Origin of the sequence: Escherichia sp. E4736 (genome assembly GCF_005781225.1) — a bacterium.
Lineage (GTDB): Bacteria > Pseudomonadota > Gammaproteobacteria > Enterobacterales > Enterobacteriaceae > Escherichia.
The window spans coordinates 1-21,654 of the sequence record NZ_VATT01000014.1 but is presented as its reverse complement, the minus strand read 5'-3'; the positions used below and the strand labels follow the sequence as shown (position 1 = coordinate 21,654).

Here is a 21,654-nt window from a genome sequence, read left to right as displayed (position 1 = left end):
CTATGCAGGAAAATATTTCAGTAACCGATTCATACAGCACCGGGAATGCCGCACAGGCAATGCTGGAGAAACTGCTGCAAATTTATGATGTTAAAACGCTGGTGGCGCAACTTAATGGTGTGGGTGAGAACCACTGGAGCGCGGCGATTTTAAAACGTGCTCTGGCTAATGATTCGGTATGGCACCGTTTAAGTGAAAATGAGTTCGCCCACCTGCAAACGTTGCTACCCAAACCGCCAGCACATCATCCGCATTATGCGTTTCGCTTTATCGATCTCTTTGCCGGGATTGGTGGTATCCGTCGCGGTTTTGAGTCAATTGGCGGTCAGTGCGTATTTACCAGTGAATGGAATAAACATGCGGTGCGCACCTATAAAGCCAACCATTATTGCGACCCGGCGACTCATCATTTTAATGAAGATATCCGCGACATTACCCTGAGCCATAAAGAGGGCGTAAGTGATGACGCGGCGGCGGAACATATCCGTCAGCACATTCCTGAACACGATGTTTTACTAGCCGGTTTTCCTTGCCAGCCGTTTTCACTGGCTGGCGTATCGAAAAAGAACTCGCTTGGGCGGGCGCACGGTTTTGCCTGCGATACCCAGGGGACGTTGTTCTTTGATGTGGTGCGCATCATCGACGCTCGTCGTCCGGCGATTTTTGTGCTCGAAAACGTTAAGAACCTGAAAAGCCACGACCAGGGTAAAACGTTTCGCATCATCATGCAGACGCTGGACGAACTGGGCTATGACGTTGCCGACGCAGAAGATAACGGCCCGGACGATCCGAAAATCATCGATGGCAAACATTTTCTACCGCAGCACCGTGAGCGCATCGTGCTGGTGGGCTTCCGTCGCGATCTTAATCTGAAAGAAGATTTCACCCTGCGTGATATTAGCGATTGTTTCCCGGTGCAGCGAGTGACGCTGGCGCAGTTGCTGGACCCGATGGTCGAAGCGAAATATATCCTGACGCCGGTGCTATGGAAGTATCTCTATCGCTATGCGAAAAAGCATCAGGCGCGCGGTAACGGCTTCGGTTATGGGATGGTTTATCCGAACAATCCGCAAAGTGTCACGCGCACGCTTTCTGCCCGTTATTATAAAGACGGCGCGGAAATCTTAATCGATCGCGGCTGGGATATGGCGACAGGTGAGAAAGACTTTGACGATCCGCAGAATCAGCAACATCGCCCACGCAGATTAACGCCTCGTGAATGCGCGCGCCTGATGGGTTTTGAAGCGCCGGGAGAAGCAAAATTCCGTATACCGGTTTCTGATACGCAAGCCTATCGTCAGTTCGGTAATTCGGTGGTAGTACCGGTTTTTGCCGCGGTGGCAAAACTGCTCGAGCCAAAAATCAGACAAGCGGTGGCGTTGCGTCAGCGAGAAACACAACATGGCCGACGTTCACGATAAGGCCACGCGCAGCAAAAATATGCGCGCGATTGCCACGCGCGATACGGCAATCGAGAAACGTCTCGCCAGCCTGTTAACTGAGCAGGGGCTGGCGTTTCGTGTTCAGGAAGCCAGTCTTCCCGGACGTCCGGATTTTGTCCTTGATGAATTTCGCTGTGTGATATTTGCCCACGGTTGCTTCTGGCACCATCACCATTGCTATCTGTTTAACGTCCCCGCCACGCGAACAGATTTTTGGCTTGAGAAGATAGGTAAAAATGTCGAGCGCGATCGGCGCGATATCAGTCGTTTGCAGGAACTCGGCTGGCGTGTGTTGATTGTCTGGGAATGTGCGTTACGCGGGCGGGAGAAATTAACGGACGCGGCACTTACCGAGCGTCTGGAAGAGTGGATCTGCGGCGAGGGCGCCAGCGCGCAGATCGACACTCTGGGGATTCATTTACTCGCTTGATGCATCCTGAATGACGGGAGCGACAACGGGTTTTGCCGGGAAGAGATATTTCCCCAACGTGACCAGCACCACGGCGAAAACAATCACTCCTAGCGCCAGCCATTCAATCTTCGACAGCGTTTCGCCGCCCAGACCCGTACCCAGCAATACCGCGACCACGGGATTAACATAGGCGTAGCTGGTGGCCAGAGCCGGACTGACATTGCGGATTAAATACATATAAGCGTTGATGGCGATAATCGAGCCAAACAGCGTCAGATAGCCGACTGCAAGGAAACCAGAAAGCGAAGGGACTGCTGTCAGTTTTTCACCCGCAATCATCGACGCAATCATTAACACTACGCCTGCTGCCAGCATCTCAATGGCGCCTGCCATCATCCCTACCGGCAAGGTAATGCGCGAGCCATAAACCGACCCAAACGCCCAGCTAATTGAGCCGATTAAAATCAGCATTGCACCCCACGGGTTACCGCTTAAATTACCGCCACTATTGAGCATGATGATCCCGGCAAGCCCAATGGCGATACCCACCCATTCCAGTTTGCGCGTTTTAATGCCAAACAGGCGGCTGAAGCAAAGAGTAAAGAGTGGCACAGTTGCCACCACCACGGCGGCAATGCCGGAAGGGACGTTTTGATGTTCGGCAACCGTCACCATACCGTTACCGACAGCCAGCAGTAACAGGCCAATAAGCGCGGCGTTGAGCAGGGGACGCAGCGGCGGCAATTTGTGCCCACGCAGCAGTAAAAACGCCATCAATAAAATACCTGCTGCCAAAAATCGCACTCCCGCCATCATTAACGGTGGCCAGCTTTCAACGCCAATCCGAATGACAAAATAGGTCGAGCCCCAAATGATATACAACGCAAACAGCGCGCCAAAAAGCGGTAACAACTGGCGGAAACGCATAATCCCTCACGGTGGAAATAAAAAGGTGGTTCATAGTAAACGTGAAAATCATTCTGCTGGCGAGAGATATAATTGTGCTTGATTGTTAAAAAAATGTTGACCTGTGAAGCACAGTATCAGGCAAGCCGATTTTGCTTCATACTTAGCGCGTCAACGAAAAAATGAGAGGGAATGCTTTTGGCCGGGAGTAGTTTATTGACGTTGCTCGATGATATCGCCACTTTGCTGGACGATATCTCCGTGATGGGCAAGCTGGCGGCGAAGAAAACCGCCGGCGTATTAGGGGATGACTTGTCGCTCAACGCGCAACAAGTTTCAGGCGTGCGTGCCAACCGGGAACTTCCTGTGGTCTGGGGCGTGGCGAAGGGATCGCTAATCAATAAAGTGATTCTGGTGCCGCTGGCGCTGATCATCAGTGCATTTATCCCGTGGGCAATTACGCCACTGTTGATGATTGGTGGTGCGTTTCTCTGCTTTGAAGGGGTAGAGAAAGTGTTACATATGCTGGAGGCGCGTAAACACAAAGAGGATCCGGCGCAGAGTCAGCAGCGTCTGGAAAAACTGGCGGAGCAAGACCCGCTCAAGTTTGAAAAGGACAAAATAAAAGGGGCCATTCGCACCGATTTTATTTTGTCTGCGGAAATTGTCGCCATAACGCTGGGTATTGTGGCGGAAGCGCCGCTGATTAATCAGGTGCTGGTGCTCTCAGGGATTGCTCTGGTGGTAACGATTGGCGTGTATGGCCTGGTGGGGATTATCGTTAAGATTGATGACCTGGGCTACTGGCTGGCAGAAAAGTCCAGTACGTTGATGCAGGCGTTGGGTAAGGGGCTGTTGATTATCGCGCCCTGGCTGATGAAAGCATTATCGGTTGTCGGCACGCTGGCGATGTTCCTGGTTGGTGGCGGCATTGTGGTGCATGGCATCGCGCCGCTGCATCATGCCATTGAACATTTTGCCGGACAGCAGAACGCGCTGGTGGCGATGATATTACCGACTGTTTTAAATCTGATTCTTGGATTTATCATCGGTGGCATCGTGGTGCTGGGAGTGAAAGTGGTAGCGAAAATGCGCGGCCAGGCACATTAAAATTCACATTGGCTGTTATGCAAAATTCGCCATCCTCGACTAAGGTGAACAAGTTTCACTCGAAAAAAGGAGGCGAGTATGAGCTTTATGGTTAGTGAGGAAGTCACGGTAAAAGAGGGCGGCCCGCGGATGATTGTCACCGGGTATTCCAGCGGTATGGTTGAGTGTCGGTGGTATGACGGTTATGGGGTCAAGCGGGAAGCTTTTCATGAAACCGAGCTTGTTCCGGGGGAGGGGAGTTGTTCGTCGGAAGAAGTTTGAAAGTGTGCAATTAACACCAGGCCGGATGTGGCGTTCACGCCGCATCCGGCAGTTGTGCCAGCGTCTGCATGGAATGCCTGATGCGACGCTGTCGCGTCTTATCATGCCTGGGTTATACAAATAATCGATATCTGGCGATAGAATCAAAAGTAGGCCGGATAAGGCGTTCACGCCGCATCCGGCAGTCCTGCCAGCGTCAATATCGAAGGCCTGATGCCTCGTATCATGCCAACATTATAAAATTATCGTTGTTTGGCGGTACGCTATCGCCAGGTTATGCCAGAATCATTAAAAAGCAGGTTGGGAGTCGTCAGGGTGCAGCACGAGACAAAAATGGAAAACCAGAGCTGGCTAAAAAAACTCGCGCGCCGCCTGGGGCCAGGTCATGTCGTTAATCTGTGTTTTATCGTGGTGTTGATCTTCTCCACTTTGCTCACCTGGCGTGAAGTCGTGGTGCTGGAAGACGCCTATATCTCCAGTCAGCGTAATCATCTGGAAAACGTTGCCAACGCGCTCGACAAGCAATTGCAATATAACGTCGATAAACTGATTTTTTTGCGTAATGGAATGCGTGAAGCCCTTGTTGCGCCGCTGGATTTCACCTCTATGCGTAACGCTGTTGTCGAGTTTGAACAACATCGTGACGAGCACGCCTGGCAAATCGAACTCAACAGACGACGCACTCTGTCAGTAAACGGTGTCTCGGATGCGTTAGTGAGCGAGGGAAATCAGCTTTCTCGCGAAAATGAATTACTCGACAATGAAATTACTGCCGCACTGGAGGTCGGCTACTTACTACGACTGGCGCACAACTCTACTTCGATGGTTGAACAGGCAATGTATGTCTCACGCGCCGGATTCTACGTTTCGACGCAGCCGACGTTGTTTACCCGAAATATCCCTACACGTTACTACGAATTTGTCACACAACCCTGGTTTATCGGCCAATCAGAACGAGAAAATCGTCAACGTGGCGTACGTTGGTTTACCTCTCAGCATGACCATAACAATGTTACTGAACCGCAGGTCACCGTAAGCGTACCGGTCGACAGTAATAATTACTGGTATGGCGTGTTGGGAATGAGTATCCCTGTGCGCTCGATGCAGCAATTTCTAAAAAACGCTATTGATAAAAAACTGGATGGAGAATACCAGCTCTACGACAGCAAACTAAAATTATTGACTTCATCTAACCCGGAACACTCGGCGGAGGACCTTTTTGATCCTCGAGAGCTGGCATCTCTGGCGCAGGCTATGGAACACGATACGCGCGGTGGTATTAGGATGAACAGTCGCTATGTTAGCTGGGAGCGACTGGACCATTTTGACGGCGCATTAGTGCGCATTCATACGCTTAGTGAAGGTGTGCGTGGTGATTTCGGCAGCATCAGCATTGCGTTAACCCTTCTGTGGGCGCTCTTTACGACGATGTTACTTATCTCATGGTATGTGATTCGCCAGATGGTCAGCAATATGTATGTCCTGCAAAGCTCGTTGCAGTGGCAGGCGTGGCATGACACCTTAACGCGCTTGTATAACCGTGGCGCATTGTTCGAAAAAGCGCGTCCGCTTGCCGAATTGTGTCAGATACACAAACATCCGTTTTCTGTCATACAGGTCGACCTTGACCATTTTAAAGCGATTAATGACCGCTTTGGTCATCAGGCAGGCGATCGTGTGCTGTCGCATGCTGCCGGATTAATCAGTCGTTCATTGCGTTCACAGGACGTTGCAGGCCGCGTGGGCGGCGAGGAGTTTTGTGTGATTCTGCCTGGCGCTAACCTGGCGCAGGCAACGGAAGTGGCCGAACGTATTCGCCTGAAGCTGAATGAAAAAGAGATGTTGATCGCCAAGAGCACGACCCTACGCATCAGTGCTTCGCTGGGGGTGAGTAGCAGCGAGGAAACCGGCGATTATGATTTTGAGCAATTACAGTCTCTGGCCGACCGGCGGTTGTATCTCGCAAAACAAGCGGGGCGCAATCAGGTCTGCGCGAGTGATAGCCTTTAACTGGCCGTGAAAAAGTGATCCAGCCCTTCGCGCCATCCTTCCGGTCCTTCTCGCTGTGTCCGCCAGACACGGGCCGGATCCTCATTTTGCAAATGCACGCCTTCCCGGTTTAGCCCTTTTACGATCACCGCATAATCCATCACTTCCAGTAATGGTGCGTCATTTGGGCCGTCGCCTAAGCCAAGCGTGGTCGGACGTTTTCCACGCGATTGCTGATATGCCGCAATGATCCAGTTGGCTGCCTGATCTTTCCCGGCTGAGACATCCAGCACATGCCAGAAACGCGCACCTTGCACAAACTGCAAGCCCAGTTCATTCAGGCGAGCGGTAAATTGTGCCATCCGCTCGTCACTGTCGCGCCAGATAAGCGTGACCGAAGCCTCATGCAACTGCGTCAGTGCGGCCTGGCTGCGGCTTAAGCCAGTCCATTCAGCGATGGTTGTATCATCGACGTCATCAAAGGTGGTGAATTTGAAGTGTTCTTTCTCACGCAGCGTATTTAATACCTGGCTGATCTCACTATGAGCAATACCCGAGATGATGCGCGGAAAATCGTCCAAATCCTGCCATTGTTGATCCAGTTGGATCACCGCACCGTTCTCTGCAATGAGTGACAACCCTTGCAGACCTAACATCTTTTGCAGGTACAGCATTTCAGCCGAGGTTTTACTACTACACAGGATCACGGGGATCTCCGCTTCCCGCAGGCGGATTAACCAGGAGGCGGCAGGTTGCCAGTCATAGCTATGACTGTCCAACAGGGTGCCATCAAGATCGGTGAAAATCAGCAGCGGTTGATGAATTGAAAGCATGATCGCGCAGTACTCCCTTTGCCGGATATTTCTTAAAACAGCACGAATTATAAAAAATCGTTTTTTGGGAGCGATCACGTGAACGCCATAGCCTCCAAGGGGTGACGCGGATCACACTTCCATTCATTAGTGACGTTAATCATTCATATCAAGAATATTTTCTTGTCAGCCTAAAAAATTGCGGATAAGGTGATGAACGCATCAGATTTCCTGGTGTAACGAATTTTTTAAGTGCTTCTTGCTTAAGCAAGTTTGATCCCGACCCCAACAAGGGTCGGGATTTTTTTATCACGCATTTAGCGATTCACTTCAGAGACGCTAAAGTCATGAATATCAAGTTCAAAGGCATCGGCTAATTCACGCCATGTATGATATTCACGGCCATCGACGCTAACGTGTTCCGAATCGTTCTGGCTGCGATGAACTTCGCTTTCGCTAATTTCATTGATCGCCGCCAGCAGGGCATCGACATCGACGCTGACCTCACGTTTTGCGGTATCGCTGTACTCTTTTGCGGTTTTCATCATCTTTCCTCGCAACCGTTGCTTATATGTTGCTGCCGACACGTCATGCCAGCCAAGCATTTCTTAAGTATAGACCGTTGAGAAAATCAGCACTCGCACGCGCCCGGCGCTGTCAGAAAAACGAAATTGTTCTAAACTGGCACAAAGCCACAGGAGGAAAACGATGAAGGTGAATGATCGGGTAACAGTCAAAACGGATGGCGGTCCGCGTCGTCCTGGCGTGGTACTGGCAGTTGAGGAGTTTAGTGAAGGCACAATGTACCTGGTTTCGCTGGAAGACTACCCGCTCGGCATCTGGTTCTTTAATGAAGCAGGGCATCAGGATGGTATCTTTGTGGAGAAAGCCGAGTAATTTCTGCCAGCCTGACTGGTGGTATCCCACCAGTCAGTATGCCTTAGCGCATGTTAACAAAAATACCATTTGTCACATTATCGGTCAGTCGGACGACATGGTAGATAACCTGTTTATTATGCGTTTTGATCTTACGTTTAATATTGCCTTTATGCGATGAAACGGTCTTGGCTTTAATATTCATTTGGTCAGATATTTGAATCGTTCCCTGGCCAGCCATCCACATTCGCAACATACTTGATTCGGTCCGGCTTAATGATAACGTTGGCATATTTAAAATGCTGGCCATCGTTGTCTCTTTTTTCAGAATATCGCCAAGGATATCATCAAGAGATTCCGGCTTAATCGATTTTGAGCTGATCAATAAATTTTTTCTGACCAATAGATATTCATCAAAATGAACATTGGCAATTGCCATAAAAACGATAAATAACGTATTGGGATGTTGATTAATGATGTGCTTGATACGTTGACTGTTAGAAGCATCGTGGATAAAACAGTCCTCATTAATAAACACCACTGAAGGGTGCTGTGAATCACAAGCGATGGCAAGGTCATCAACGGTTTCAATGTCGTTGATTTCTCTTTTTTTCACCCCTCTACTCAACAGATACCCGGTCAAACCCAACCGGGTGTAACTACATAAATCCATAATAATCGTTGACATGGCATACCCTCACTCAATGCGTAACGATAATTCCCCTTACCTGAATATTTCATCATGACTAAACGGAACGACATGGGTCACCTAATGCGCCACTCTCGCGATTTTTCAGGCGGACTTACTATCCCGTAAAGCGTTGTATAATTTGCCTGGAATTGTCTTAAAGTAAAGTAAATGTTGCGATATGTGAGTGAGGTTAAAACAAATATTTCGCCACAGGAGTATCCTGGAAGATGTTCGCTGGTATTATTTTTCGGATAATCCTTAGGATAACAAGATAAACATTAGGGAATCATATTACAGGTAATTCGCTGATAATATCTGCCAGCAAATTAAAAATTTCACTAAATAAATGTTCGCAAAAAGGAGCAATTAACGGCATTAATGCCGCCATTAATGAGATGCCGACAGTCAACGTTAATGGAAAACCAATAACAAAGATTGATAATTGCGGGGCCATACGATTCAGTAAACCTAATGCGAGATTCAGCGTCAGCAACAGGGTAATGAGCGGTAACGCCAGCATCAACCCGTTAAGAAAAATCAAACTCCCTGCCCTGGTGAGTGCCAGAAATGCATTGCTGTTCAGCGGTTCGCCACCAATGGGTAGAGTGTGAAATGTATCGACCAGCAACGAAATCAGCCATAAATGACCGTTAAATGTCAGGAACAACAGTAGCGCCAGCATATCCATAATGCGCGCTAAGACGGGCATATTGAGATGACTGCCAGGATCGACAAATGTCGCAAATGACAGCCCCATTTGCAGACCGATAATTTCGCCAGCGGTGCGCACAGCGGCGAAGGCAAATTGCATGGTAAAGCCGAGAGCAATGCCAATCAGGATTTGCTGCACCGCCAGCCATAGGGCATAGAACGAAAAAATAGCCACATCGTTGGCGGGTATTGCCGGAGCAATGGCGAACGTGATCATCATTGCGAGGCCCAGTTTTACCCGTTTTGGCACGCTGCGTTCGCTCAAAATGGGCGCGGTGGAGATCAGCGCCAGCACGCGCAGTAATGGCCAGAAATACAGGCTTAACCAGGAAAGCCATTGATCGCTTGTTACCTGCAACATTGCATCGATTACCCGATGATATACGGTAGGTTAGTGAATAAGGTACGAACGTAATCCAGCAACAAGTTGAGCATCCACGGTCCGGCAATAATAATGGCGATAAATACGGCGATGATTTTCGGAATGAACGACAGCGTCATTTCGTTAATCTGCGTGGCGGCCTGCAAAATGCTGATGATAAGACCGGTGACCAGCGCCACCAGCAACAGCGGGGCAGCCAGTGCCAGCGCGACTTTCATCGCTTCTGTCCCCATCATCATGACCGATTCGGGTGTCATTTGGCCTCTCTAGCTGTAAAAGCTTTGTGCCAGCGAGCCGACCAGCAATTGCCAGCCATCCACCAGTACAAACAACATCAGTTTAAACGGCAGGGCAATGGTCGCGGGGGGAACCATCATCATCCCCAATGCCATCAACACACTTGCAATAACCAGGTCGATAATCAAAAACGGAATGAAAATCGTGAAGCCTATCTGGAAGGCGGTTTTCAACTCGCTGGTCACGTAGGCCGGGAGCAAAATGCGCATCGGCACTGCTTCAGGTCCCTGCAACGGGCCGGTATTCGCCAGCCTGGCAAACAACCCTAAATCCGCCTCGCGGGTCTGGCGCAGCATAAACTCACGCAGTGGCTGCGCCCCTTTTTCCAGTGCCTCCTGCATTGAAATTTTCTCTTCGCTGAATGGCTGGTACGCATCGACATAAATTTTGTCGATTACCGGAGACATAATAAAAAAGGTCAAAAACAGCGCCAGCCCCAGCAAAACCTGGTTGGGCGGCGCGGAGGGCGTTCCCAGTGCGTTACGCAATAAACCAAAAACAATGATGATGCGGGTGAAGCTGGTCATCATCAGTAAAATTGCCGGAATAAAAGTCAGCGAGGTGATGAACACCAGCGTCTGCACTGGGAGTGACCAGCTTTGTCCACCGCCAGGCAGCGGCTGGCTGGTGATGCCAGGCAGTTGAGCAAAGGCGAGGGGAGTAAGCAGCCAGAGAAGGGCCGGTGCGACAGACAAGAGGCGACGCATCAGGCTCTCCCGCCACGCTTAAGCAAATTTTTCATGACCGACTGAAAATCGGCTTGAGGTAACTCTTCCGTTGGCGCAGAAGGGGGAAGTTTATGCAGCAGATTGATTTGCCCGGTAGTAACACCGAGCACCAGTCGCGCATCTTCCACATCGACCACCACAACCCGTTCACGCGCCCCCAACGAGGCACTAGCGCTGACTTTCAGCCCGTTCGTGCCATTACGTTTGGGAGCAAATCCCAGCCTTTTTACCAGCCAGGCCGCAGCGAGGATCAGGACAATAATGGCAATTAGCGCGCCGCTCACCTGAAGGAGCGGAGCAGCAGAAACCGGCGCGGAAGGTTGTACAGTAGCGTGGTTATTCATCACTAACGGCTCAGGCGGCGCATCCGCTCGGACGGGGTAATGATATCGGTGATCCGCACGCCATATTTATCAGCGACTACGACAACTTCGCCCTGAGCAATTAAATAACCGTTGATCAGAATATCCAGTGGTTCGCCCGCCAGACCGTCCAACGCCACGACTGACCCTTGCGTCAGACGCAACAACTCTTTGATGGTCATTCGTGTGCGGCCCAGTTCGACGGTCAGCTTAACCGGAATATCCATAATCAGGTCGATATCCTGCAATGTTCCACTGACGTCGCCGCCGCCAAGCTGCTGGAACACGGCTTCAGCCGTACTTTTGCCGCTTGTTGATTTTTGTTCGCTCAACGCTTCAGCCCACAGATCGTCCATTGCGCCGTTGTTGTCATCGGCCGGATTATTCAAGTCACTCATTTGGGCTGTTCCTCGTTCAGAGAATTCAAAATCGGGTTAATCAAATGTTCTATCCGTAACGCATACTGACCGTTGATGGTGCCGTACTGGCTGGTCAGTACCGGAACGCCGTCAACATGGGCGATAATGCGATCGGGTTTTTCTATCGGCAGGACATCGCCGGGCTTCAGCTTTAAAATCTGCGACAGGCGCAGCGAAATATCGGCAAAGTTGGCAACCAGCTCCAGCTGTGAATGCTGAACCTGGCGCACCAGGTTATCGCGCCAGTTCTGATCTTCATTACGCGAGTTTTCCAGCGGCGGGTTAACCAACAATTCCCTCAGCGGCTGGATCATGCTGAATGGCAGGCAGATATTAAATTCGCCGGTCAGATTGCCAATCTCCACATGGAACGGCGTGTTAACCACAATGTCGTTCGGTGAGGTGGTGATATTGGTAAATTTCACCTGCATTTCGGAACGCACGTACTCGACTTCCAGCGGATTAATCGCCTTCCACGCGTCGCTATAGCCTTCAAGTGCCAGCTTCAACATGCGATTGATGACGCGCTGTTCGGTATGAGTAAACTCACGACCTTCTACTTTGGTAGGGAAGCGACCATCGCCGCCAAACAGGTTATCCACGGCGATAAACACCAGACTCGGCGAAAACACCACCAGCCCTGTGCCGCGCAGCGGTTTCAGATGGATAAGGTTCAGGTTGGTTGGCACCGGCAGGTTGCGGGCAAATTCATGGTACGGCTGAATGCGAATGGCCCCGACGGTAATGTCTGGGCTACGGCGCAGCAGGTTGAACAGCCCCATACGAAAATGGCGGGCAAAACGTTCATTGATGATTTCCAGCGCCTGTAACCGTTCGCGCACAACCCGTCGTTGGGTATTAGGATCGTACGGACGAATGTCACTTTCGCCGCTAACACTGGTTGTCGGTTCGTCTTTGACCTCGCTGTCACCATTCAACAGCGCATCAATTTCAGCTTGAGAAAGAATACTATCGCCCATGTCGTTATCGCAGAATAAAAGCGGTATACAGCACGTCGGTGACATCCTGTTTCGGTTGCCCGGCAACAAGCGGGGGGGAAAGTGTGGCTTTAATTGCGGCAATCAGTTGTTGCTTGCCTTCTTCCGTTGCCAGCACGGCGGCATCCTGGCGCGAAAACAGTAACAGCAAGCGACTGCGGACTTCCGGCAAATACTCGCTCAACCGCGAACGGGTGGCTTCATCTTTCAGTCGCAGCGTTATACCGATATAAAGCACGCGATCTGCATCGCCAAGATTGACTGTAAAAGTGTCTAGCGCATAGAAGACAGGTGAGAGCACGACGTGTTGCTGCGCTTTGTCGCCAGCGGTCACTTGTTGCGAATGCCAGTAGCTGTAACCCGCGCTGGCACAAGCCGCGAGAGTGATGAATACCAGGATCGGGAGCCAAAGCGATCGCCTGCTTTTCTTGCTTATCGCGTAATCAGTCATGTGTTGCGGTCTTCCTGTGTCGCTACTGCTTATCGGCTAATTATCCTGCGTCTTAAGTGTGGCAAAGCGGGGAAAAGACGCGGATTAAGGTGCTACCTCTGACGTTAGGCGAAAATATCGACGCCACTATTGCCCGATGAAACTCTCTGAAGAGTTGTTGGAACTGGCAATGCATCGTCATCCTCGGTTGTCAGGCGTTCATGGCCTGCTGTGCGTGGACTTTGTTGTTGCTCGGAAGCTGCCTGCTGCTGACCGCTAAAACTCTCACCGCTGATATTGCTCTGCCCCAACTGAATTCCGCTTTCTGCCAGTTGTGTGCGCAGTACCGGCAAAGCCGCTTCCAGAGCGGCGCGCACGTGCTGATGCGGTGAAACCATCTGAATTTGCGCCTGGTTGTCATCCACCTTAAGGGAGATTTGCACTTCGCCTAAATCTTGCGGATGCAAACGCAGTTCGGCACTTTGTTGCCCCTGGCGGGTAAACAGCGAAATATGCTGGCTTAAGGATTGTTGCCATTCGTGGGAACCCAGCGGTGCGCTCAAAACAGGCGCTGCGACGGTGGGCAGTGGCTGCGTCTGGTGCGGAGTAATTAGCGGACTGGTGACAGTAGTAACAGGTGAAGGCGTGCTGATGATCTCCGCTTTACTCTGGGCTTCAGCGACCAGCGGTGTTAATGGCTGATCTGGCGCACCAGGGGCGTCGTCAGGTTGTGCTGTTGCGAGTTGCGCGGTAGTCAGTTTTGTTGAGAGTGCTTGCTTCTGCGTCGGTAACGCTGTGACAGGCGCATCAGTCACTTTGGGGGTATTGTCAAAACCGGGCAGCATAGCAAAAAGGGCGCTCAGGCTGGCGACAGCATCTTCATTAAGGTCATCCGTTTTATCGTCGGCGACCGTCTCCTTTTCTGGCATGGCTGCCAGCGTATTAACCAGAGCCGTCGTCAGCGGCGTTGTATCGGGTCGTGCTGCGGTTATTTCAGCCAGCGTTTCGTCAGTAGCGATGTGTAAATCAGACGGCAATACCCCGGCCAGAATTTCGTTGGCGCGTTCTTTACCTTGCGCGTGTGGGGTATCCACTGCAACCTGAAGCAATGGCGAAGCTTTGCCTGGTGCTGCATCTCCTGCTAATGCCCCGCTCAACAACGCAAGAAAATCCTGTGCCGTGTCAGTGGCGCTAGCACCGGGCAATGTGGATGTGTCAACGTCAGCGGTAATCAAGGGCGCTAAACGAATCATTCAGTTTTCCTCATGGCGGCGCGCTGGGCGAACTCGTCCATCTTTTTCTGATCGAGGCGGTTTTCTGCTAACAGGGCCGCCGTGGATTGCCGTTCCTGGAGGGTCTGCCAGGCCTGCAAACGTTGTTTTTTTTCTCGCCAGCTGTTCAGAGCAATGTCAACTTTCTGCGTCCACTGATTAAGCTGCTGGCGGTGCTGGGTAATGGCCTTTTCCAGCGTCTGAATGAACTGCTGGTAGTTGATCCAGCGATTACTGGTCATTCCTGCACTCATGTCGTTGTTCAGGTTACTGCGATATTCGTTTTGATAATCGATCAGCATTTTGAGTTGTTCTTCCGCCTGCTGACATCCGCGACGCATTTCACCCAGCAGGCGGGCCGCATTATCCACCTCTTTTTCTGCCAGATCTTTCAGGGTCGCCAGGGCGCCATGTTCTGCCATCTGCTGTTATCTCCTGCGTAATCACACCGTCGGAAAAATACGTTCCAGCCCCTGGAGAGAGTCTTCCCAGTCCGCGCGTTCAAAAATGCCTTGTTGCAAATAGCCCTCCAGCTGCGGCCACAAGGCGATAGCTTTATCGAGCATTGGATCGCTGCCTTTGGCATACGCGCCGACGCTGACCAGATCGCGGTTACGTTGAAAACTCGACAACAGCTGCTTGAATGTACGTACCCGCGCGTAATGCTGCTCGCTGATCAACGCCGTCATTGCACGGCTGATTGAGGCTTCAATATCAATTGCCGGATAGTGCCCGGCTTCCGCCAGACGACGAGAAAGCACAATGTGACCGTCGAGGATCGCCCGCGCGGAGTCAGCAATCGGATCCTGCTGGTCATCGCCTTCGGTGAGCACGGTATAAAACGCGGTAATCGAGCCGCCGCCGCTGATTCCGTTTCCGGCACGTTCGACCAGCGCCGGTAATTTGGCGAATACCGACGGCGGATAACCTTTGGTGGCGGGTGGTTCGCCTATCGCCAGCGCAATCTCACGCTGGGCCATCGCGTAGCGGGTGAGGGAGTCCATAATCAGCAATACATGCTGACCACGATCGCGAAAATCTTCGGCAATGCGCGTGGCATAGGCGGCACCCTGCATTCGCAGGAGCGGAGAAACATCCGCCGGAGCGGCAATCACCACGGAGCGCGCACGCCCTTCGGCACCGAGAATATTCTCAATAAAATCTTTTACTTCTCGCCCACGTTCACCAATCAAACCAACGACGATCACATCGGCACGCGTGTAGCGTGCCATCATTCCCAGCAGCACACTTTTACCAACGCCAGATCCGGCAAACAGCCCCATACGCTGCCCGCGCCCAACGGTAAGCAGGGCATTAATTGGGCGCACGCCCGTATCCAGCACATGCTCAATCGGTGTACGTTGCAACGGGTTAAACGGCGGGGTAATCAGGGCGCCTGTTTCAGTCGTGTCGGGGGAGGGCAGACCATCGAGCGGTTTACCACCGCCGTCCAGAACGCGACCTAATAACGCCGGACCGAGCGGTAGCTGCTTGCCGCTTTGCAGCCCATCGCCGGAGATATTTCTGGCGTAAACGCGTGCGCCGGGCAGCACGCCTTCCACTTCCTCCAGCGGCATTAAAAACAGCCGTTGACCGTTAAAGCCAACCACTTCGCTTTCTACTTCGTGCGTTTCGGTGCCGTTCTGACGTTCAATGACACAGGTTGCGCCGAGCGGCAGTTGCAATCCGGTGGCTTCCAGCACCAGCCCGGTGGCGCGGGTTAATCGCCCGTAGCGATGCACCGCAGGCAACTGCGCCATTTTGGCTTCGAAGTTATCCAGCGAGGTTAGCCAGCGAGTCAGCCGCGTGGTCATTACACCACTCCTGGCGCTGCCAGACGGCAGAGTTCTTGCCAGCGGGTGGCGACACTGGCGTCGAGATCGCCTTCATCAGCGGAGACTTTACAACCGCCAGGATGCAGGGTCGGGTCGCCGCGCAAGCGCCAGCCATGCAAACTTAAGGTTGCGCCGAGCATCTCATCAACACGTTGCAGATCATCCGGGTGCACGCGTAGCTGCGGTTTGCCGCTGAATAGCGGTTCTTGCTGCAACAACTGTTGAATCTGTTTGATCAGTGCCGAGTTGTCCACCGTTGGCGTCTGGCCGATCACCTGACGCGCTGCCTCCAGCGCCATCTGCATCAGGCGTGAAGCAATCACGCTATCAAGCGCGTCAAGGGTGGTCTGAAACTCGCTGACCAGTTGCTGCATCCGGGCATGAATCGGCGCTTGCTGGGATTTTGCTTGTGCCAGTCCTTGTTCCAGCCCCTGAGCCAGACCTTCCTGATAGCCTTGTTCATGGCCTTGCTGGCGACCTTCGGCAATCCCCGCCTGATAACCTTGCTCGTGGGCCTGCATTTGCAGTTGTGCCAGTTGCTGCTCAAGGCTGGGTTCGACCTCTTCAGTGACGGTTTCTTCTGGCTCCATCAGCGGCACAAACTCCGCCTGTGGTGGCGCGAGATCGTCCGGTGTCCAGGTTTTCCACGGCAGATTATCAGACATAGGTATCCTCGCCGCTGCCAATCACCATCTCGCCGGTTTCGGCAAGGCGGCGCACAATCAGCAGAATCGCTTTCTGTTCGTTTTCCACCTGCGACAGACGCACCGGACCACGGTTGGCGAGATCGTCGCGCAGAATATCGGCAGCACGTTGCGACATATTGCGCAGGAATTTTTCGCGCAGTGGCTGTTCTGCACCTTTCAGCGCGATCAGTAACGATTCGGAATCCACTTCCTGCAACAGACGCTGGATGCTGCGATCGTCGACATCCACCAGATTTTCGAACAGGAACATCTCGTCGATGATTTTCTGCGCCAGCTCGCCGTCAAATTCACGTACGGCGGTAATAACCGCTTCTTCCTGCTGAGTTTTCATCAAGTTGATAATTTCGGCTGCTGTTCTCACGCCGCCCATTTTGCTGCGTTTGAGGTTCTGGCCATCGAGCAGGCCATTCAGCACTTCTGTCAGTTCAGCCAGTGCAGCAGGTTGTACGCCGCCAAAGGTGGCGATACGTAGCATCACGTCGTGGCGCAGACGTTCATCGAACAACGCCAGAATATCGGCGGCTTGAGCGCGTTTCAGATGCACCAGAATGGTGGCGATAATCTGTGGATGTTCATCGCGAATCAGATCGGCGGCGCTCTGTGGCTCCATAAAGTTGAGCGTTTCAATACCGCTGGCAGTGTCGCGGGTTTCGAGAATATCTTCCAGCAGGCTGGCGGCACGCTCTTCGCCCAGCGCTTTGACCAGCACTGAACGCAGATAATCATTGGCGTTAATATTCAGTGCGGCAAACTGTTCGGCTTCTTGTTCAAACTCTGCCAGTACTTCAGTTAATTGTTTGTTGGAGATCTGCGAGACGTTCGCCATTGCCGCGCTCAGGGTTTGCACTTCTCGTTGGGACAGGTGCTTGAATACCTCTGCCGCCCGGTCTTCGCCAATGGTCATCAGCAGAATGACGCTTTTATCGGTGCCTGTCAGGTTACTCATGATCGTTATTTATCCACTGGCGAATGACCAGCGCCACTACGCGCGGATCGTTATCAGACATGTCGCGGATGCGCTGGCTCATTACCTCAGCCCCCAGACGTTGGTTAGCGCGGCGTTGTTGCAGTTGTTCGTCTTTGCTCAGGCGTACTTCCACTGCATCTTCCGTCTCCTGGCGAGTTTGTGTCTGTTGCTGAACGGCTTTCACCACCTCAGCGCGGCGGATTAATTGCGGACGCACCGCTTTACGCCACAGCAGCCACGCCACCAGTATCACCAGCAACCAGCGTCCGGCAGCCAGTAACTGATCGATAAACGCTTGTTGTTGCCAGAACGGCAACTCACCACCACTTTCATCACTACTGGTAAACAGCGAGTTGACGACATTGAGCGAATCACCGCGTTTTTCCGAAAAGCCCATTGCCTCGCGGGTCAGATCATCAATTTGTTTCATCTGTTCGGCGCTCAGTGGCAACGGTTTGCCATCCGGCAGCGTTTTGTAATTCACCACTACCGCGACAGACAGACGTTGCACGTCGCCGACGTTCATTTTGGTATGACGAATGGTGCGATCGACTTCGTAGTTGCTGGTTTCATTACGCTGTGTGCTGCGCGGTCCACTATTGCTGGTGGTGCTCGTCTGTTGCTGGCGATTGTTTTGATTTGCCGGAGGCGTACTGATCGGCGCGTTATTTGCGGGCGCGGGCTGATTAGATAATGCCCCCGGCACGCCGCCCGGATAACCGGAACCGCTTTGCTCGCTTTCATTCAGTTGACGGGAACGAAGTGCTGCCTGTGACTCATTGCCATTAGGGCGATACTGCTCTTCTGTTTGCTCTTTACTGGCGAAATCCAGCTGCGCTGTGACTTGCGCATGAATATTGCCGTTGCCGACAATAGGCGACAGAATTGCTTCAATACGACGCTGAATGCGGCCTTCGACATCGCTGGTATATTTCAACTGAACATCATTGAGATCGCGCCCGCTGGTGTTGGACTGGGTTAACAGATGCCCACCTTGATCCACCAGTGTAACGTTACCCGGTGGCAGCCCAGCTACTGCACTGGAAACCAGATGCACAACGGCGCTAATTTGCCCTTCATCCAGCGCTCGTCCTGGCAATAAATTCACCGTTACCGATGCGGAAGGGGATTTTTGCTCACGAACAAATAAAGACGGTTTCGGCATCGCCAGATGCACGCGCGCCCCTTTTACCGGGCCGATGGTTTCGATGGTACGAGAAAGTTCGCCTTCCAGCGCTCGCTGATAATTCACCTGTTCGCTGAACTGGCTGATACCAAACTTTTCCTGATCGAGCAGCTCAAAGCCGACCGCCCCGCCTTTAGGTAAGCCTTGCTGCGCCAGACGCAGACGCAATTCGTGAACCTTATCCGCCGGAACTTCAATTGCACCACTGGCTTCACTAAAGCGGTAAGGGATGTTCATCTGCGTCAGTTGGCTGACGATCGCGCCACCATCCTGATCGGAAAGGTTGCTGAATAACGTGCGGTAATCAGGGGCTTTTGCCCATAGAACTAACGCGACTATCACTGCCACTGCAGCGGAACCAGCAACAATCAAAGGGATTCTCGGATTCGCGCGTAGGCGATTAAGCCACTCAAGAGATTTTGTCTGGGCTGCAGTCGTATTCATCGTGCACCTCGCGGCAGATGAAAGACGGCGTTATTAGCAAAGTGGAACAAGACGCACTCCCGGGTCAGCAAACTCGAAAAATTGACGGCCTCATTATTTGTGGTTTTATTTTTTTCTATGCGCCAATTAACCCGGTTTTTTATCGTTATTTAACGCCTTTATCTTATTGACTTACTGTTAATCTCTGCTACCAGAAATGGTCCAGGAGATGAATATGTCAGCCATACAGGGGATTGAAGGGGTTATCAGCCAGTTACAGGCTACGGCGATGAGTGCCCGTGCGCAGGAATCACTACCACAACCTGGCATCAGTTTTGCCGGACAGTTTCATGCCGCGCTCGATCGTATAAGTGATACGCAAACCGCCGCCCGCACTCAGGCAGAAAAATTCACCCTCGGCGAACCCGGCGTAGCGCTAAACGATGTGATGACCGATATGCAAAAAGCCTCAGTTTCAATGCAAATGGGGATTCAGGTGCGTAATAAGCTGGTGGCGGCGTACCAGGAAATGATGTCCATGCAAGTGTAGGTTTTGTAACTGAGGCGTCCTGCCGATACAACAAAAACAACTGGTCTATGAAACCTGGGTAGGCGGTTAGTGAATGCAGATAAGTACACTCTCATTATTTTTTATATTTCATGTAATGAGGATGGTGAGTTAGTCTTTATTTTTTTGATAAATGGTAACTCTATAAAATGGTAAGTGAAAGTGGATAGAAGGCAAATAGCGAAGAAGGCTATAATAAGTATCGAAAGTAGTAAGGGGCCAATAGCTATCATTTTTGCAGATGCCAGATAGTTGTAAACTGGGAAAAGTACTAACCCCTGCGTGAGGTACAAACTGTAGCTAATCGCCCCTAATCTTTTAGCTGCTCTGGTTGTTAATGCACCAAATAGTTCGGCTCCAGAGATGATACAAAAGAAAATAATAGCAAGGAAAGCAGTTTCTGGCGAGCTATATAATGTAGGTGCTGACAGATAGGTCAGCAGTATTGTAGATAATAAAATACAATTTGCAGTGGTCTTTGATAGGATAACCCTTTCTTTCAATTCCTTACAAAGCATTCCTGCAAAGAAATATGACCAAAGATATGCTGTATTCGTGAAGGAAGGTAAGAAATAAAATGAAAATGCAAAAAGGACAATGCTCAGTTCCATAGGTCTTTTATTGAGAATAAATAGCAATGGAAGAGAGAAATAAAACATCCATTCCCATTTTAATGTCCACGTAACTCCGGCTAATACAATAAAGGGAGTATGAAAAGCCGTCACTGGTAATTTATTGTCCCATAAACCACCATCAAACCAGGTCAGTAAATTAGATATAGTCGTTGCGGTGAATGGGATTTTTTCCGTAAATATGAAAAGGAGAGAAATAGCCAGGAATGAGCAAAAGAAAGCTAACGGGACAATTCTAAGGAGTCTTTTTTTATATAAATCAATCCAGTCTATATTATCTTTGTCCCTAATTTTTCCCCAAAATATATAAGCGGTTGTCATAAAAAACAATGCTACGCCATTCTTCCCCATAATTAAAAGCCATTGGGATATCGGAGCCCATTGGCCAGTTGTGAAATATGAGTAAGCGCAGTCCATATGATGGAATATAACAAAAGATGCAAGATAAAAACGCATGCCATCAAGTCTATTGACTCTGTTTGGCTGAATGTCGTTATCAAGAAATTTAAATATTGGCAAGCTGAATGCGATTAATGCACCTACGATACAGAAAAATGCTAAAATAAATGAAAATGACAGGTTCATATGAACAAAACTCTTCTTCAGCAAATGTTAAAAATAATCAGTAATCTATATGAATGGGTATGGATTACTTTAGAGTTCAGCTAGAGTATCAGATTGTAATCCCATAGAAAACAACTGTGCTTTATCATTTAACTTAGGTGATATTAATTCTCGATTTTGTTATTTTATTCCCCGGTGGTATTACTTAATCAATATTCATAAAAATGCAGAAATAACGAGCAAATGGCACGTTCCCTGTTTTTGTCAGAGTTATTTAACTTGCTTACAGTGGGGTGAGTGCACTAAAGCTAAGTTGTTGGCAGTACGAGCAATGGTGAGAGTGGGGGTATGATGTCCTATTTACATTGGAACAATAGGTAATGGGCGACTGATTAATCACTTTCGGGGCCGCACCGGAAGGTAATGAGTATTCATTAGTATGAAGTGATCGAACCTTTATATGAAGCTGCCTGCAAGCACAAAAAAGAGTTGTAAACACATAATCAGCATTCCCTGCCGCAGTTGGTTGGGCTACCAGTCATGACAATTGATGATTTTCATATAAGTTCAAGGTCATAAAACGGCTATTTGGATCCGGTTTATAATCAGCGAAGGGCTCGCAGGCAGTGAAGCCATGTTTGAGATAAAGTTGATTGTAGTGGATCGGTAATTCAG

Annotated in this window: 25 protein-coding genes and 1 pseudogene; 7 read left to right on the top strand and 19 right to left on the bottom strand. The window is 50.7% G+C overall.

Annotated elements, in window-relative coordinates; genetic code table 11:
* Positions 1 to 2 precede the first annotated feature (2 nt).
* The gene (gene dcm / locus FEK46_RS09365) at positions 3 to 1,421 is read left to right on the top strand and encodes a DNA-cytosine methyltransferase (protein WP_135407114.1); all 1,419 of its coding nucleotides are present in this window, start codon (positions 3 to 5) and stop codon (positions 1,419 to 1,421) included.
* A complete protein-coding gene (gene vsr / locus FEK46_RS09360; RefSeq protein WP_130259948.1) occupies positions 1,402 to 1,872 on the top strand; it encodes a VSPR family DNA mismatch endonuclease in 471 nt (156 codons plus the stop codon). Before dcm ends, vsr begins: the two co-directional genes overlap by 20 nt.
* On the opposite strand, the gene yedA is transcribed toward vsr, so the two are convergent.
* A complete protein-coding gene (gene yedA / locus FEK46_RS09355; RefSeq protein WP_130216451.1) occupies positions 1,861 to 2,781 on the bottom strand; it encodes a drug/metabolite exporter YedA in 921 nt (306 codons plus the stop codon). The two genes, vsr and yedA, sit on opposite strands and share 12 nt — an antisense overlap.
* A 171-nt stretch (positions 2,782 to 2,952) precedes the next feature.
* Between yedA and FEK46_RS09350 the strand changes: the two genes are divergently transcribed.
* The 3 genes from FEK46_RS09350 to dgcQ all read left to right on the top strand — a co-directional run bounded on the left by FEK46_RS09350 (position 2,953) and on the right by dgcQ (position 6,141).
* Positions 2,953 to 3,870, top strand: coding sequence for a DUF808 domain-containing protein (locus tag FEK46_RS09350; protein WP_130216453.1), 918 nt, complete (start codon positions 2,953 to 2,955; stop codon positions 3,868 to 3,870).
* Between the two features lie 78 nt (positions 3,871 to 3,948).
* Positions 3,949 to 4,131 (top strand): DUF2158 domain-containing protein, encoded by a 183-nt coding sequence (locus FEK46_RS09345; RefSeq protein ID WP_130208609.1) that lies wholly within the window; start codon positions 3,949 to 3,951, stop codon positions 4,129 to 4,131.
* Positions 4,132 to 4,446: 315 nt separating this feature from the next.
* Positions 4,447 to 6,141, top strand: a complete 1,695-nt coding sequence (gene dgcQ / locus FEK46_RS09340; protein WP_130208607.1) for a cellulose biosynthesis regulator diguanylate cyclase DgcQ — start codon at positions 4,447 to 4,449, stop codon at positions 6,139 to 6,141.
* Here dgcQ and FEK46_RS09335 read toward each other — a convergent pair.
* Both FEK46_RS09335 and yodD read right to left on the bottom strand, forming a co-directional pair.
* Entirely contained in the window at positions 6,138 to 6,953 is an 816-nt protein-coding gene (locus FEK46_RS09335) for a mannosyl-3-phosphoglycerate phosphatase-related protein (RefSeq protein ID WP_135407110.1), read from the bottom strand. The genes dgcQ and FEK46_RS09335 overlap by 4 nt on opposite strands.
* Before the next feature lie 296 nt (positions 6,954 to 7,249).
* Positions 7,250 to 7,477, bottom strand: coding sequence for a peroxide/acid resistance protein YodD (gene yodD, locus FEK46_RS09330; RefSeq protein WP_000844800.1), 228 nt, complete (start codon positions 7,475 to 7,477; stop codon positions 7,250 to 7,252).
* 163 nt (positions 7,478 to 7,640) lie between these two features.
* Here yodD and dsrB point away from each other — a divergent pair, with 163 nt between their 5' ends.
* A complete protein-coding gene (gene dsrB / locus FEK46_RS09325; RefSeq protein WP_000867217.1) occupies positions 7,641 to 7,829 on the top strand; it encodes a protein DsrB in 189 nt (62 codons plus the stop codon).
* Between the two features lie 43 nt (positions 7,830 to 7,872).
* Here dsrB and rcsA read toward each other — a convergent pair whose 3' ends face one another.
* From rcsA to fliF, 14 genes are all read right to left on the bottom strand, one after another.
* Positions 7,873 to 8,496 carry a transcriptional regulator RcsA gene (gene rcsA / locus FEK46_RS09320; RefSeq protein ID WP_130208603.1) on the bottom strand — a complete coding sequence of 208 codons (624 nt, stop codon included), beginning with the start codon at positions 8,494 to 8,496 and terminating at the stop codon, positions 7,873 to 7,875.
* 289 nt (positions 8,497 to 8,785) lie between these two features.
* Positions 8,786 to 9,571, bottom strand: coding sequence for a flagellar biosynthetic protein FliR (fliR, locus tag FEK46_RS09315; RefSeq protein WP_130259943.1), 786 nt, complete (start codon positions 9,569 to 9,571; stop codon positions 8,786 to 8,788).
* 8 nt (positions 9,572 to 9,579) lie between these two features.
* Positions 9,580 to 9,849, bottom strand: a complete 270-nt coding sequence (gene fliQ, locus FEK46_RS09310; protein ID WP_000187358.1) for a flagellar biosynthesis protein FliQ — start codon at positions 9,847 to 9,849, stop codon at positions 9,580 to 9,582.
* 9 nt (positions 9,850 to 9,858) lie between these two features.
* Positions 9,859 to 10,596, bottom strand: coding sequence for a flagellar type III secretion system pore protein FliP (gene fliP / locus FEK46_RS09305; RefSeq protein ID WP_130208599.1), 738 nt, complete (start codon positions 10,594 to 10,596; stop codon positions 9,859 to 9,861).
* Positions 10,596 to 10,961 carry a flagellar biosynthetic protein FliO gene (gene fliO / locus FEK46_RS09300; RefSeq protein ID WP_135407268.1) on the bottom strand — a complete coding sequence of 122 codons (366 nt, stop codon included), beginning with the start codon at positions 10,959 to 10,961 and terminating at the stop codon, positions 10,596 to 10,598. The genes fliP and fliO overlap by 1 nt, the downstream gene beginning before the upstream one ends.
* 2 nt (positions 10,962 to 10,963) lie before the next feature.
* Complete coding sequence (fliN, locus tag FEK46_RS09295) at positions 10,964 to 11,377, bottom strand: flagellar motor switch protein FliN (RefSeq protein WP_135559447.1); 414 nt, start codon at positions 11,375 to 11,377, stop codon at positions 10,964 to 10,966.
* Positions 11,374 to 12,378, bottom strand: a complete 1,005-nt coding sequence (gene fliM / locus FEK46_RS09290; protein WP_135559448.1) for a flagellar motor switch protein FliM — start codon at positions 12,376 to 12,378, stop codon at positions 11,374 to 11,376. The genes fliN and fliM overlap by 4 nt, the downstream gene beginning before the upstream one ends.
* A 4-nt stretch (positions 12,379 to 12,382) precedes the next feature.
* Positions 12,383 to 12,847 carry a flagellar basal body-associated protein FliL gene (gene fliL, locus FEK46_RS09285; RefSeq protein ID WP_135491544.1) on the bottom strand — a complete coding sequence of 155 codons (465 nt, stop codon included), beginning with the start codon at positions 12,845 to 12,847 and terminating at the stop codon, positions 12,383 to 12,385.
* Positions 12,848 to 12,951: 104 nt separating this feature from the next.
* Positions 12,952 to 14,079 carry a flagellar hook-length control protein FliK gene (locus FEK46_RS09280; protein ID WP_135491543.1) on the bottom strand — a complete coding sequence of 376 codons (1,128 nt, stop codon included), beginning with the start codon at positions 14,077 to 14,079 and terminating at the stop codon, positions 12,952 to 12,954.
* Positions 14,076 to 14,519 (bottom strand): flagellar export protein FliJ, encoded by a 444-nt coding sequence (fliJ, locus tag FEK46_RS09275; RefSeq protein WP_130208591.1) that lies wholly within the window; start codon positions 14,517 to 14,519, stop codon positions 14,076 to 14,078. The genes FEK46_RS09280 and fliJ overlap by 4 nt, the downstream gene beginning before the upstream one ends.
* 21 nt (positions 14,520 to 14,540) lie before the next feature.
* Positions 14,541 to 15,911, bottom strand: a complete 1,371-nt coding sequence (gene fliI / locus FEK46_RS09270) for a flagellar protein export ATPase FliI (protein WP_135559449.1) — start codon at positions 15,909 to 15,911, stop codon at positions 14,541 to 14,543.
* Entirely contained in the window at positions 15,911 to 16,597 is a 687-nt protein-coding gene (fliH, locus tag FEK46_RS09265) for a flagellar assembly protein FliH (RefSeq protein ID WP_130259939.1), read from the bottom strand. The genes fliI and fliH overlap by 1 nt, the downstream gene beginning before the upstream one ends.
* On the bottom strand, positions 16,590 to 17,585 hold the full coding sequence (gene fliG, locus FEK46_RS09260) for a flagellar motor switch protein FliG (protein WP_032184453.1): 996 nt from the start codon (positions 17,583 to 17,585) through the stop codon (positions 16,590 to 16,592). Before fliG ends, fliH begins: the two co-directional genes overlap by 8 nt.
* A complete protein-coding gene (fliF, locus tag FEK46_RS09255) occupies positions 17,578 to 19,236 on the bottom strand; it encodes a flagellar basal-body MS-ring/collar protein FliF (RefSeq protein ID WP_130223611.1) in 1,659 nt (552 codons plus the stop codon). Before fliF ends, fliG begins: the two co-directional genes overlap by 8 nt.
* A 214-nt stretch (positions 19,237 to 19,450) precedes the next feature.
* On the opposite strand from fliF, the gene fliE reads away from it, so the two are divergent.
* Complete coding sequence (gene fliE / locus FEK46_RS09250; protein ID WP_130259938.1) at positions 19,451 to 19,765, top strand: flagellar hook-basal body complex protein FliE; 315 nt, start codon at positions 19,451 to 19,453, stop codon at positions 19,763 to 19,765.
* A 101-nt stretch (positions 19,766 to 19,866) separates the two neighbouring features.
* Here the strand turns inward: fliE and FEK46_RS09245 are convergent, their stop codons facing one another.
* Together FEK46_RS09245 and FEK46_RS23665 are read right to left on the bottom strand one after the other, a co-directional pair.
* Entirely contained in the window at positions 19,867 to 21,000 is a 1,134-nt protein-coding gene (locus tag FEK46_RS09245) for an acyltransferase (protein WP_135559450.1), read from the bottom strand.
* 517 nt (positions 21,001 to 21,517) lie between these two features.
* Positions 21,518 to 21,654, bottom strand: a pseudogene (locus tag FEK46_RS23665) (hypothetical protein); the annotation flags it as partial.

Coding starts and splice junctions, on each gene's coding strand:
- fliL (WP_135491544.1), bottom strand. CDS start 12,847: ATGACTGATTACGCGATAAGCAAGAAAAGCAGGCGATCGCTTTGGCTC.
- fliJ (WP_130208591.1), bottom strand. CDS start 14,519: ATGGCAGAACATGGCGCCCTGGCGACCCTGAAAGATCTGGCAGAAAAA.
- yedA (WP_130216451.1), bottom strand. CDS start 2,781: ATGCGTTTCCGCCAGTTGTTACCGCTTTTTGGCGCGCTGTTTGCGTTG.
- vsr (WP_130259948.1), top strand. CDS start 1,402: ATGGCCGACGTTCACGATAAGGCCACGCGCAGCAAAAATATGCGCGCG.
- FEK46_RS09350 (WP_130216453.1), top strand. CDS start 2,953: ATGCTTTTGGCCGGGAGTAGTTTATTGACGTTGCTCGATGATATCGCC.
- rcsA (WP_130208603.1), bottom strand. CDS start 8,496: ATGTCAACGATTATTATGGATTTATGTAGTTACACCCGGTTGGGTTTG.
- yodD (WP_000844800.1), bottom strand. CDS start 7,477: ATGAAAACCGCAAAAGAGTACAGCGATACCGCAAAACGTGAGGTCAGC.
- FEK46_RS09335 (WP_135407110.1), bottom strand. CDS start 6,953: ATGCTTTCAATTCATCAACCGCTGCTGATTTTCACCGATCTTGATGGC.
- dcm (WP_135407114.1), top strand. CDS start 3: ATGCAGGAAAATATTTCAGTAACCGATTCATACAGCACCGGGAATGCC.
- FEK46_RS09345 (WP_130208609.1), top strand. CDS start 3,949: ATGAGCTTTATGGTTAGTGAGGAAGTCACGGTAAAAGAGGGCGGCCCG.
- fliH (WP_130259939.1), bottom strand. CDS start 16,597: ATGTCTGATAATCTGCCGTGGAAAACCTGGACACCGGACGATCTCGCG.
- FEK46_RS09245 (WP_135559450.1), bottom strand. CDS start 21,000: ATGAACCTGTCATTTTCATTTATTTTAGCATTTTTCTGTATCGTAGGT.
- fliF (WP_130223611.1), bottom strand. CDS start 19,236: ATGAATACGACTGCAGCCCAGACAAAATCTCTTGAGTGGCTTAATCGC.
- fliI (WP_135559449.1), bottom strand. CDS start 15,911: ATGACCACGCGGCTGACTCGCTGGCTAACCTCGCTGGATAACTTCGAA.
- fliQ (WP_000187358.1), bottom strand. CDS start 9,849: ATGACACCCGAATCGGTCATGATGATGGGGACAGAAGCGATGAAAGTC.
- fliG (WP_032184453.1), bottom strand. CDS start 17,585: ATGAGTAACCTGACAGGCACCGATAAAAGCGTCATTCTGCTGATGACC.
- fliP (WP_130208599.1), bottom strand. CDS start 10,596: ATGCGTCGCCTCTTGTCTGTCGCACCGGCCCTTCTCTGGCTGCTTACT.
- fliO (WP_135407268.1), bottom strand. CDS start 10,961: ATGAATAACCACGCTACTGTACAACCTTCCGCGCCGGTTTCTGCTGCT.
- fliM (WP_135559448.1), bottom strand. CDS start 12,378: ATGGGCGATAGTATTCTTTCTCAAGCTGAAATTGATGCGCTGTTGAAT.
- dsrB (WP_000867217.1), top strand. CDS start 7,641: ATGAAGGTGAATGATCGGGTAACAGTCAAAACGGATGGCGGTCCGCGT.
- fliN (WP_135559447.1), bottom strand. CDS start 11,377: ATGAGTGACTTGAATAATCCGGCCGATGACAACAACGGCGCAATGGAC.
- FEK46_RS09280 (WP_135491543.1), bottom strand. CDS start 14,079: ATGATTCGTTTAGCGCCCTTGATTACCGCTGACGTTGACACATCCACA.
- fliE (WP_130259938.1), top strand. CDS start 19,451: ATGTCAGCCATACAGGGGATTGAAGGGGTTATCAGCCAGTTACAGGCT.
- fliR (WP_130259943.1), bottom strand. CDS start 9,571: ATGTTGCAGGTAACAAGCGATCAATGGCTTTCCTGGTTAAGCCTGTAT.